Below are 12,290 nucleotides of genomic sequence, written 5' to 3' on the forward strand. Positions count from 1 at the left end.
GAGCCTGTACAGAAGTACGGGCTTTTTGCTTATATGTGACCCGTCCATTGCCGGATGGCGGCACAGTTCACGGGCGCCTTATCCGGTCTACATAAGCGCAGCGCCACCGGGTAATAACACCACCATCCGGCTTTCAATTTTAGCCAAGAATTTCAGTGAGTTTTACTTTGCGCCCCTCGTTTGAGGAAAGCGTCGCAGCATCAGCGGTAGCAATGGCATTTGTCGCCGCTTCTCCCGTTAGCAATTTAGCAAACTCCTCGCCTGGCTCCAGACCGTTTATCACATCATGCAAGTACTGCATCTCCAGTTTCATAATTGATGAGAGCCACATCGGCGTACGTTTACCGGGTTTACCATAAGCGATTGCGCCATCCATCTCGCTGGATATGTTACCGTTGCGACGATCATCATCCTCCGCCTGGCTTTCATGCACAAGAAAGTGTGTTTTTTTGCCCGCTTTTATTAGATAACCCGCCGTGTTTTGCATATCAATGAGAATTGCACCTGTCGTGCCCTCAATTAATACATAGTGCTCAGGGTAGTGGAACGATGATCCCCACTGAAGTGTCGCGAAACGACCGCTTTCAAACTCAAGGGTGATTAGGACAACATCATCTTCATCACCAAATTTTTCACCTTTGTGCGCAACATTCCCCGCCGCCATTGAAACCAGGGATGGGGTTTCATCCATGATGAACAGTGTACAATCTAGCTCGTGAATGTGATGGTACAGATGCCCACCTGACTTTGCGCGAATCTTCTTCCATGAGATCTCATCCTGCACGTCTTCAAAACCATTACGTTTAGTGTGAACTTGTGTAACTTCACCAATTTCACCAGCTTTGATGAGCGCTTTAGCGTGGCGAACCCCGTGAAAAAAGTTCATAACGTGACCCGCCATAAAGGTAACACCAGCTTCTTTGCAGGCATCAACCATATCCTTACAATCCTGGTAATTTAAGGCGATAGGTTTTTCACAAAACACGTGTTTTCCCGCTTTAGCCGCCGCAATGACTGGCGCTTTATGTAAGTAATTTGGTGAAGCAATAATTACGCAATCCACATCAGGATGGGTACAAAGCGCCTCCATCGTTGCAGTGGCGACACAGTTCAACTCTTTCGCTATCGGAGCCGCATTTACCGGATCGTAAATCGCAGTGATTTTCGCCCCTTCAACCTTAGACATAAATCGCGCCAGTTCAGCGCCAAAATAACCTGTACCTACAACACCGTATTTCGTCATCATTTATCCTCTATTAAAATTCTTTTGTTGATTGAAAACTTTCACGACGTGCTTTTAGTCTATCCGGAATGGATAGGCCAATAATGAGTAGAATTGTTGCGGTCCAGAAAGCAACAATGAACGTTAGCGCAGCGCCTAGCCCCATTGTTATTCCAAGCCAGGTCGCCGCCATTGAATTGAATGTGCCTGATGTCGCAGCAAGATTATAAATCAGCCCGGTACCCAAACCACGAACCTCAAGAGGAAAGTAGTCGTAGAGAAATTTGGGAACCAACCCGCCAACACCTACGTTAGTCGCCATTAAACCGAATAAACATGCGCCCAGCAGTAAATAATTATCTTGCGGAATTCTGAATAACGGGAAAATGAATAAAAAGGACATGAGAAGACCAATGCTGAACGTTTTCTTCAAAGCAATTCTATCTGCGCACAGACCCCAAACGATATTTCCCAATACAGTGCCGAATGCCGCCGCCGTCATTAAATTAGAGACCACGCCCGTATCAAAGCCCTCTCCCGCCAAATATGTAGGCAGTAGACCAAAGATCGGCCAGTTTGCGCCGAAAATAGAGAACAGAACAATAAATACACATAATGTCAGTGGAAATTGAGCTCGATTAAATAGCCCTTTCATTGACAAAGAGAAAACTGACCAGGCACTTTGTGAATGCTTTCCGGGACCACTGAGTTTGGCTTCTTCCCACTCTTTAGATTCAGGAGCCCTGGCCCGGATGTAGATTACTAAAAGAACGGGTAGCAAACCGACAAAAAAAGCAGCACGCCAACCATACGCTTCGGCAAATGACGGCATAAAATAGGCTGCTATGATGTTACCAATACCGAAACCTGAAACCAGAAATGCGCTCGCTTTAGATTTTAAATGCTTTGGCCAACTTTCCACGGCATAAGTAGAAGCGCAAGCATACTCCCCCGCCATCCCCATACCGACAATGAAGCGACTAAGCGTCAGCATAATTACACCGGAAGCCAGGCCACTTAACCCTGTACCTACAGAATAGGCAACTATCGACCACATCATCAACGGCTTACGGCCAAATTTGTCTGCCAGCAGACCAAATAGCGCCCCGCCAAATGGTCGCCCAATAAAGGCCGCTGTGGCAAGGAATGCGCCCTCCATATCTGTCAATCCTAAGTCAGCCTTGATCAGATACATAATGTAGAAAATCAGCATAAAGTCGAAGCCATCAAAAACGTAACCCAGCCATGCTGAAAATAAAGCATTTTTTTGTGGACGAGTTATCTCGCTATACCACGGGAAGAATTTTGCTATCACAATAAAACCCTTATTTGCTGTTACCGTCTGAAATGCTTACGGAATTAATTTTTAAGTCATATCAATTGCCGAATAAGACACAATCAACCGGCACTTTCCGACAACCGCCTGAGATCGTAGCTATGTAAGACGTATATTCATTGTTTATCATCCTTATTCGTAGCTACGTTAAGGACGTGAATACTCAAGACAAAGTCTAACGTTCTGTAACGTAGCCACGGGCTATAAGATTATCGATATGAATACTAAGCAAAGATTAGTACAGTAACTCTTTAACCTTTCTCAAAAGTGGTATTGTAATCCAACGCGATAACGGGTCTGTCTCTCATCGGTATTATTTCTCACCGCTACATTTCCGACCTCAACGTATGGTGTAAATGACTTATTCAGTTTCCAGGCTAAAGCCACATTATGTTCATAGTTTGTTTTTTTGTTATCAAATTTAATTTGATCGCTATCCATCCAGGTAAAGTTATATTCTAATTTCAACTCATCAAAAACATAACCTATATAAGTATCAAATCTATTCGTTTTCTCATCATCACTATAGTTAGCTGTCTTCCTTGCATAGTCATAACGGTAACGACCAGCCATATAAACACCAGAATCAAAATTATATTGCCCCCTTAAATAAGGCTTATAAATTGAAGTGTCTGGACCGCTTTCAAATATAAATCCAGGCTGCAAAACAAAATCGTCCGTAACTTTATAATTATAACTTACGCCCAGTTCTATAGCGTTTGCGACGAGATCGCTTAAATGCTTATCCTGCTCACCATCTACTCCTCCCGATTTAACGCTGGCATCGACATAAAAACCAATGCCGTTAGGAAGCTTTTCAATTATAGCAATACGATCTTTATTAATTCTGGTTCTATCAGCATATTCATGCCGATAATCAAGGGTTGCCGCTTGTAGATATGATGAAAATGCTATAAACGAAACCATACCCAGAAGATATTTGTTGATTTTCATAAAATACTCCGCTCATCAATTAACTTTATTTTTGTATTTAAAAAATTATTTTATTAATAAATTACCATCACGCATGGTAAAGGAGGTTACAGACGAAACAGGTTTCCCTTTAGCATTTTCACCACCAATAAGGAAAACTTCATCACCATAACTTACTGATACACCATAGCCGAGAGGTTGTTTCATTTTACCCATATATTGCCAATGGCCATTAACCAAACCATAGACTTCATCTCGCCATTTTTTATTTATTCCTTCGTGGGAGTAAAACTTTCCATTGGTATAATTTTGTTTTGCTCCCGGAAAATTCGCGCCACCACCGACAAGCAGGACACCGTGACTATAGCCCGAAAATGCTCCGGCCAACCCTTCTTGCTGTTGTTCTCCAGGCGATGGCGGTAACTGGCTGTTCTTCAACCATGTTAGCTTGTCGTTATCCCACATGGCGCGGTAAATCACATCGGTACGTAAACCCGGTTTGAGCTCACCATTAATCAGCATCAGGAAATTATTTTCCATTACCGATGACGATCCTGCCGTCCCCGCGTCTGGCAGCTCACCGGCATTCTTCCATGTGTTCTCTTTAGCATTGTAGATAAATACGATTTTATTAAAAAAATAATCTTTGGCAGGTTTATTAAAATAATTATAGATGACTTTATTTTTTTCACTTTCATCCGCAGCCGCAGCCGCTATATCAATAAAATACTTATCAAAGATATGCTCATTAACCCCTCCGGTAATAAGTACCATCGTTTCGTTTAATTTTACTCCCGTATGCCCTGTTAATCCAACTGGAGATATAGTGTCAACTTTTTGCCATGTATTTTTCACCGGTGAGTATTTGTACACATCGCTATAAACCTGCAACGGTGATTCACTGTTTTTTTTCCCTACGCCACCAAAAACATAAAGCTCATCATTTAAAAATACCGACACGGATTGCTCACGAGCTCCACCAGGAAACGACTTTATACGCTCCCAGTCTTTATGTTGCTTTTTAAGATCAATTTTATACCAGGATGTCCCTGCGGTACCTAAGCCGACATAAATCACGCCATTATTATCAATAGCGCCAGTACCATTTTTCAGTGGTTCTGGTATATCAGGAAGCATCGTTGCATATCCTGATGTGGTGATAGCGACTGATAAACATAGCGCCATTAGCGTCATCATTTTCTTAAAATTTTTCATCTGCATCCCCATGCGAAGAAATACAATTGGAGTAAAGCTTCATCATTAGTGATCTTATGGTGCACAATTTCAACAATGATAATGACAAAATGTGACCAAGCGCTAAAAATAATTACATGGGGTTATCATGTGCGAGGTAAAAGCACACCATGGTGATGTTAGAAGTGATTATGGGTGACCTGTTATGGTCAAACTCATTAGTGATAGCATTCGAATAAATACAACAAGAATTATGTGATGCATTTCATACTGGCTATCCCGTGGCGTATAAGCTCCTTCTGAGCATTTTATCTTTATGCCGGAAGCAGTTAATAAAATACAGCATGCTGCCGTCAGAGTGAATTGTATTTGTCTTGTAGCTTCAGGTTATAGCCTCAAATCCGCTGGCGCAGTAATTGAATAACAAACATACCTTATGACTGTGTTCACATTTTTCTATCTTTTTGCTTGATGCAGCAACACTCCACAACATAATATAAAACGGAGCAAAACTTCAAAATATATAAGGCGGAACTGGATGTCACTATTAGCCAGGCTGGAACAAAGTGTACACGAAAACGGTGGGCTGATTGTCTCATGCCAACCGGTACCAGGTAGCCCTATGGATAAACCTGAAATTGTGGCTGCAATGGCACAGGCAGCGGCTTCGGCGGGTGCGGTCGCTGTGCGCATTGAAGGCATTGAGAATCTGCGGACTGTTCGTCCCCATCTTTCTGTTCCTATTATTGGGATAATTAAACGTGACCTTACAGGGTCGCCAGTCCGTATCACACCATATTTACAGGATGTTGACGCCCTGGCGCAGGCAGGTGCCGATATTATCGCTTTTGATGCCTCATTCCGCTCTCGCCCGGTTGATATTGATAGTTTACTGACACGTATTCGCCTGCATGGATTACTGGCGATGGCAGACTGTTCAACCGTGAATGAAGGCATAAGTTGCCATCAGAAAGGAATCGAATTCATTGGTACAACACTGTCTGGCTATACCGGCCCCATCACGCCGGTTGAGCCAGATTTGGCAATGGTGACACAACTGAGCCATGCAGGTTGTCGTGTTATTGCCGAGGGGCGCTATAACACGCCTGCACTGGCGGCCAATGCTATTGAGCATGGTGCCTGGGCAGTTACCGTTGGTTCCGCTATCACCCGTATCGAGCATATCTGTCAGTGGTTCAGTCACGCAGTAAGACGCTGAACAGGAAAAGAAAATGAACACGCTTACTATTGATATTTATGTCTCAGAGAATGATCCGACGTTAATAATGCTATCGGCAAATACGATACCCAGGCCTGAAACCTGTTTGAACGCAATATCGGATAGCTGCTATTTCAGGTATCCGGCAGGACATGCGTCTGGGCATCACCATTGGTGGAGCATAAATGCTCTGCCTTTTACATCTCATGATTAGCGTCATTGAGATTAACAAAAACTATTACTTGATCTGAATATCGTATCGTATCGTCTGAATGATGGGAAGATAAAAATACACAGACGATGACCGCAACTCTACTCAAAACCATAAGCAGGAAAGAACTATGATTACACATTCTTTCGGCATCGTTAATTATCTTGTATTATTTGGCTACCTCCTGGCCATGATGTTAGTCGGTGTCTATTTTTCAAGACGGCAAAAAACAGCAGACGATTATTTTCGCGGTGGTGGCCGGGTTCCTGGTTGGGCGGCTGGGGTCAGTGTATTTGCTACTACGTTAAGCTCAATTACATTTATGTCAATTCCTGCCAAAGCGTTTACTTCCGCCTGGACGTTTATCATTGGTCAGTATCTGGCTATCGCAATTTTACCGCTGGTTTTTTATTTCTATATTCCGTTTTTTCGGAAATTGAAAGTCACATCAGCCTATGAATATCTCGAAGCACGGTTCGATGTGCGCTGCCGTCTATTCGCCAGCATGTCATTTATGTTGTTTCATATCGGACGTATCGCCATTATCACTTTCCTCACCGTGCTGGCCTTGCGCCCCTTCATCGCTATAGACCCGGTGATTTTGGTACTGTTGATTAGCGTGATGTGTATCATTTATACCTGGATGGGTGGAATTGAAGGAGTAATATGGACTGATGTTATTCAAGGCCTCTTACTTTCTGGCAGCGCGATACTGATTTTTATAGTGATATGTCTCAAAGTCCAGGGCGGCATTGGTGAAATTTTTACGGTGACGCAGCAGGCGGATAAATTCTTTCCGGCTACGCAGTTCCACTGGAGCTGGACGGAAAGCACAGTACCTGTATTGATGATTGGTTTTCTGTTTGCCAATATTCAGCAATTTACTGCCAGTCAGGATGTGGTCCAACGCTATATCGTGACTGACTCCATAGAGGAAACGAAGAAAACATTACTTACAAATGCCAAACTGGTTGCTGTGATCCCTGTTTTCTTTTTTGCTATCGGCTCGGCATTGTTTGTCTACTATCAGCAACATCCACAATTATTACCGGCGGGATTCAACACTGGCGGCATTTTACCCTTATTCGTGGTCACCGAAATGCCAGTCGGCATTGCAGGGTTGATAATCGCCGCTATTTTCGCTGCTGCGCAGTCCAGTATCTCCAGCAGCTTAAACAGCATTTCCAGTTGTTTTAATTCCGATATCTATCAGCGTTTGAGTCATAAAAAAAGAACGCCTGAAAACCGTATGAAAATAGCTAAGTTAGTTATTCTGGTCGCGGGCCTGATAAGTAGCGCGGCCTCAGTATGGCTGGTCATGGCCGATGAATCAGAAATCTGGGATGCATTTAATAGTCTGATAGGTCTGATGGGAGGGCCAATGACCGGTCTGTTCATGCTGGGCATTTTCTTTAAACGAGCAAATGCCGGGAGTGCGGTTTTAGGAATTATTATCAGCGTCATTACCGTGCTGGGCGCACGCTATGCCACTGACCTTAACTTCTTCTTTTATGGGGTCATTGGCTCGCTAAGCGTGGTGATCAGCGGCGTTATTTTCGCCCCGTTATTTGCCCCGGCACCGCCATTGACGCTGGATGAAAAACCTGAACCAAAGGTGACATTATGATTTCATGATACCACGCTATACCGACACAGCACACGGTGACGCCAACGCGCGGGGCGACAATACCGGGCCAGATATAAACCATCCGTCAGATGGCGCGCTATAAACACCGTAAGAGCAAACAGATTACTCTCCAGTGATGTTCTGTCATAAGTTGGCAACGCGATGTAAATATTCCCCCTCCTTTACTTACATCGCGCTTTTTTTCATGCCGCAGACTTGATAGGCTCTGCTCTGTTCGATATTGCAGGCTTTGTGCCGCAATCAGCCCTCAAGAGCAGGAACTATATGGAGCCTCAACCCCCACGTCTTAAACCCGGAAAAATCCTTGACACTCTGGGTGCTATGCAAAAAAGCCTGACACGTGCCTCCCAGCGTATTGCGCAATATATTTTAGCCTTCCCCAGACAGGTGACACAGTCATCTATTGCCGATTTGTCGCGCGACACACAGGCCGGAGAAGCCACGGTTATTCGCTTTTGTCGCACCCTGGGCTATAAAGGTTTTCAGGATTTTAAAATGGACCTGGCCATTGAACTTGCCACTACCGAGTCTGATGACAGTAGTCCTCTACTGGATGCCGAAGTTAGCGAATCCGACGATGCCCACGCCATTGGTTTAAAATTGCAGAACACCATTAGTAATGTATTATCTGAAACGCTAAATCTGCTTGATATGCAACAGGTTCTCGGTGTCGTGGACGCCCTACGTCACTGTCACTCAGTTTATATCTTTGGTGTGGGCTCATCGGGGATCACGGCGCTGGATATGAAACACAAGCTAATGCGTATTGGTTTACGGGGCGATGCGGTAAGCAATAACCATTTTATGTACATGCAGGCTACGCTATTAAAAGCAGGCGATGTCGCGATGGGTGTCAGTCACTCGGGCACATCGCCAGAAACAGTGCATTCACTCCGATTAGCCCGACAGGCTGGCGCCACCACAGTCGCCATTACCCATAATCTGGGTTCTCCATTATGTGAAGAGGCCGATTTTTGCCTGATCAATGGTAATCGGCAAGGAATGTTGCAGGGTGACTCGATCGGTACGAAAGCCGCGCAGCTTTTCGTCTTTGACCTGCTCTATACCCTTCTTGTACAGTCCTCGCCGGAACAGGCCCGAGAAAGCAAATTACGGACAATGAATGCCCTGGACATGACAAAATAATTCCCTTCACGTACAGGCGTCATTTTCCTTTTTTGTCCATGAGTCTGCTGGACGCTTTATAGACAACAAAGCCCGGTCTCCCGGGCTCTGAAAGTCAATGCTATATTAGCTGTATGCGTGGAGCGTTCGCTGACAAAGCGCCGAGCGCACGCAGTCGTCTTTGTTGAAATGCACAATCCCCACCATTTCATCTTCTTCAAAGCGTTCCAACGCATCGCTCAACCCGGAACGCACGCCGCGCGGCAGGTCGCATTGCGTAATATCGCCATTGACAATGACCGTGACATTTTCGCCTAGTCGCGTCAAAAACATTTTCATTTGCGCCGCAGTCACATTTTGCGCCTCGTCGAGGATCACGACCGCATTTTCAAAAGTACGCCCACGCATATAGGCGAACGGGGCAATTTCTACCTTACCGATTTCCGGGCGCAAACAATATTGCATAAAGGACGCGCCCAACCGTTTAAGCAGGACATCGTAGACGGGCCGAAAATAAGGCGCGAATTTTTCAGCGATATCACCGGGCAAAAAACCAAGATCTTCATCAGCCTGCAATACCGGACGCGTCACAATGATCCTCTCGACGTCCTTATGAATCAATGCTTCTGCCGCCTTTGCCGCACTGATCCATGTTTTTCCACAGCCGGCTTCGCCGGTCGCAAAAATAAGCTGTTTACTGTCGATAGCGTTCAGATAATGCGCCTGTGCTTCATTTCGCGCCTTAACAGGAGAGGTATCGCGACTATCGCGCGCCATGCCAATGGCTTCTACTCCGCCCATCTGTACCAGTGACGTGACCGATTCTTCTTCACGTTGCTTATGACTACGCGAATCTCGTCTCAACACACGCTTTGCTTCACGACGAGCTTTGATCACTGCTTTTTGTCTTCCCATGGATAGCACCTTGAGTTGTAGGTATACATCACCCGCGTTCTCTTGAACGCGATTATGCGCACACACATCTGAGGGTTGGCTTCCTTGTAAGCCTTAGCTTGCTTTTTGAAACGACGCCACACACGGCTACGCGCACCACATATGACGTCATGGGTATGGACAGTAAGAGAAATGATGAGAGCTTTTAAGGTGACAAGACCACCACCGGAGAGAGAATGTCCGTACAGGGTGTTGTAACTACTGTAAATAATGTGTCCTGGTGCGGACATTACCATTCGCGATCTCCATAGTGAGTGACCATCACTGCCGGGGAACTACCGCTATTACTACTAAGTACAACACAAAACATCAATAATGCAACAATATATTCACCATGCATTAACCAAACATTATTGCGTCATTGTCAGTCTCTTACAGAAAGATTACACGATTATTTCATCGGCAGGAGACTAAAAAAGATAATCATTAGCTACTGCGGGTATTAATGGTGAAACTACCCATAAGCCATTGAATATTAAACATATAAAAGGTTAAAATGGAGTAATTAACATGTCCTCTCTCCCATCGCTAAAACGGCATTATTTATGCAAAATTTTGTGCGGCATACTTACGCGAGTAACGCTGACTCGTTTTAATTTTTGTCATTACCCTATTGCGTCAAGGCTATTGGTACCATTAACAGGCGATTTCATATATGGCCAGTTAGTGATTACTCGAGACGTATTACGGCCGCGTTAACGGCGCTCAAGGGCTAAAAATAGTTTGAGAGAGCGTCCTCATTTACCTGAACATCTTCAGTCAATCGGTCCGGGACTTATCAGAGGACCAGGCAGGCGTATAACGCCGCCTGGTAAAATATGTCCGATGGCAATAATGCTATCGGACATGTCGGTTATTCCGCCTGTAGCTTCGATGGCGGCGCGGAATGATAATGCGCGTCCGCTTTTGCAAAGCGTTCCTGCATCGCTGCTGTCGGCGCTTTGCCAAGCAGGCTAAAGATTACGATCCCCAGGCTGCCGAAAATGAAGCCAGGGATAATCTCATACAGATCCAGCCAACCATATTGTTTCCAGACGATAACCGTCACCGCGCCAATAATCATTCCCGCCAGCGCGCCGTTACGTGTCATACGCGACCACATCACAGAAAACAGGACAACAGGTCCAAATGCCGCGCCGAATCCAGCCCAGGCGTAGCTCACCAGCCCCAGCACACGGTTATCGGGGTTCGCCGCCAGCGCAATGGCGATCAGCGCTACCACCAGCACCATCACTCGCCCTACCCATACCAGCTCTTGCTGGCTGGCGCTTTTACGCAGAAAAGCCTTATATAAATCTTCTGTAATCGCGCTGGAGCATACCAGCAACTGACAGCTCAACGTCGACATCACCGCCGCCAGGATAGCAGACAGCAGAACACCGGCAATCCACGGGTTAAACAGGATCTGCGCCAGTTCAATAAATACGCGTTCTGAGTTTTGGTTCACCGCCCCGGCCAGCGCGGGGTTATTGTTAAAGTACGCAATGCCAAAGAAGCCCACCGCCACCGCGCCCGCCAGACACAGAATCATCCAGGTCATACTGATACGACGCGCATGAACAATACTGTGATGGGAATCCGCCGCCATAAAGCGCGCCAGGATATGCGGCTGACCGAAGTAACCCAGTCCCCAGCCCATCAGGGAAATAATGGCAACAAAATTCAGCCCCTTGAGCATGTCGACATTCTCGATGCTCTTTTGCTTGATCACCTCCAGCGACTCGCTAAAACCGCCTACGCCGACAATAACCATCACCGGCGTCAGGATTAACGCAAAAATCATCAGGCTGGCCTGAACGGTATCCGTCCAGCTAACGGCAAGAAACCCGCCGATAAAGGTATAAATAATGGTTGCCGCCGCCCCCGCCCACAGTGCGGTTTCATAGCTCATACCGAAGGTGCTTTCGAACAGTCGTGCCCCAGCGACAATACCTGATGCGCAATAGATAGTGAAAAACAGCAGAATGACCAGCGCGGAAATAATACGCAGGACTCGGCTCTTATCTTCAAACCGACCGGTAAAATAGTCCGGTAGCGTGAGCGCGTTATTGTTAAATTCGGTATGCACGCGCAGGCGCCCGGCCACCAGCTTCCAGTTAATCCATGCGCCTAACGTCAGGCCAATGGCGATCCAGCTTTCAGAGATCCCCGACAGAAAGATAGCGCCAGGCAGCCCCATTAACAGCCAGCCGCTCATATCCGACGCGCCGGCTGATAAAGCCGTAACAAACGGCCCCAGGCTGCGACCGCCAAGAATATAGTCATCAAAGTTTTTGGTTGAGCGCCAGGCGATAAACCCAATCAATATCATGCCAAAAATATAGACACAGAATGTCACCAACATCGGTGTGCTAATAGCCATCAAGGTTCTCCAAATTTATTTATTGGCACTACCGTAGCGTGCCGTTTTGTACCCTGCCGGAACGTGGCAAGGGTGTTATGTTTACC

The 12,290-nt window shown here is 45.9% G+C and carries 9 protein-coding genes; 3 read left to right on the top strand and 6 right to left on the bottom strand.

Going from position 1 to position 12,290, the window contains the following annotated elements:
- Positions 1–139: 139 nt before the first annotated feature.
- The 4 genes from NA330_RS03255 to NA330_RS03270 all read right to left on the bottom strand — a co-directional run bounded on the left by NA330_RS03255 (position 140) and on the right by NA330_RS03270 (position 4,718).
- Positions 140–1,246 (bottom strand): Gfo/Idh/MocA family protein, encoded by a 1,107-nt coding sequence (locus NA330_RS03255; RefSeq protein ID WP_000988589.1) that lies wholly within the window; start codon positions 1,244–1,246, stop codon positions 140–142.
- Between the two features lie 10 nt (positions 1,247–1,256).
- The gene (locus tag NA330_RS03260) at positions 1,257–2,537 is read right to left on the bottom strand and encodes an MFS transporter (RefSeq protein WP_023241988.1); all 1,281 of its coding nucleotides are present in this window, start codon (positions 2,535–2,537) and stop codon (positions 1,257–1,259) included.
- Between the two features lie 282 nt (positions 2,538–2,819).
- A complete protein-coding gene (locus tag NA330_RS03265; RefSeq protein WP_023241989.1) occupies positions 2,820–3,512 on the bottom strand; it encodes an oligogalacturonate-specific porin KdgM family protein in 693 nt (230 codons plus the stop codon).
- 45 nt (positions 3,513–3,557) lie between these two features.
- Positions 3,558–4,718 carry an N-acetylneuraminate epimerase gene (locus NA330_RS03270; protein WP_001579312.1) on the bottom strand — a complete coding sequence of 387 codons (1,161 nt, stop codon included), beginning with the start codon at positions 4,716–4,718 and terminating at the stop codon, positions 3,558–3,560.
- Between the two features lie 505 nt (positions 4,719–5,223).
- Between NA330_RS03270 and NA330_RS03275 the strand changes: the two genes are divergently transcribed.
- The 3 genes from NA330_RS03275 to NA330_RS03285 all read left to right on the top strand — a co-directional run bounded on the left by NA330_RS03275 (position 5,224) and on the right by NA330_RS03285 (position 8,909).
- Positions 5,224–5,904: an N-acetylmannosamine-6-phosphate 2-epimerase gene (locus tag NA330_RS03275; protein ID WP_000054244.1), complete on the top strand. Its 681-nt coding sequence runs from the start codon at positions 5,224–5,226 to the stop codon at positions 5,902–5,904.
- A gap of 341 nt (positions 5,905–6,245) precedes the next feature.
- Entirely contained in the window at positions 6,246–7,742 is a 1,497-nt protein-coding gene (locus tag NA330_RS03280) for a sodium:solute symporter (protein ID WP_023241991.1), read from the top strand.
- Between the two features lie 285 nt (positions 7,743–8,027).
- Positions 8,028–8,909 carry a MurR/RpiR family transcriptional regulator gene (locus tag NA330_RS03285; protein ID WP_000433673.1) on the top strand — a complete coding sequence of 294 codons (882 nt, stop codon included), beginning with the start codon at positions 8,028–8,030 and terminating at the stop codon, positions 8,907–8,909.
- Between the two features lie 105 nt (positions 8,910–9,014).
- Here NA330_RS03285 and phoH read toward each other — a convergent pair whose 3' ends face one another.
- Positions 9,015–9,803, bottom strand: coding sequence for a phosphate starvation-inducible protein PhoH (phoH, locus tag NA330_RS03290; RefSeq protein ID WP_000533527.1), 789 nt, complete (start codon positions 9,801–9,803; stop codon positions 9,015–9,017).
- A gap of 892 nt (positions 9,804–10,695) precedes the next feature.
- Positions 10,696–12,204 (bottom strand): sodium/proline symporter PutP, encoded by a 1,509-nt coding sequence (gene putP / locus NA330_RS03295; RefSeq protein ID WP_001018467.1) that lies wholly within the window; start codon positions 12,202–12,204, stop codon positions 10,696–10,698.
- Positions 12,205–12,290: the final 86 nt, after the last annotated feature.

The sequence above is a fragment of the Salmonella sp. NW722 genome (assembly GCF_051702785.1).
Taxonomy (GTDB): Bacteria; Pseudomonadota; Gammaproteobacteria; order Enterobacterales; family Enterobacteriaceae; genus Salmonella; species Salmonella enterica.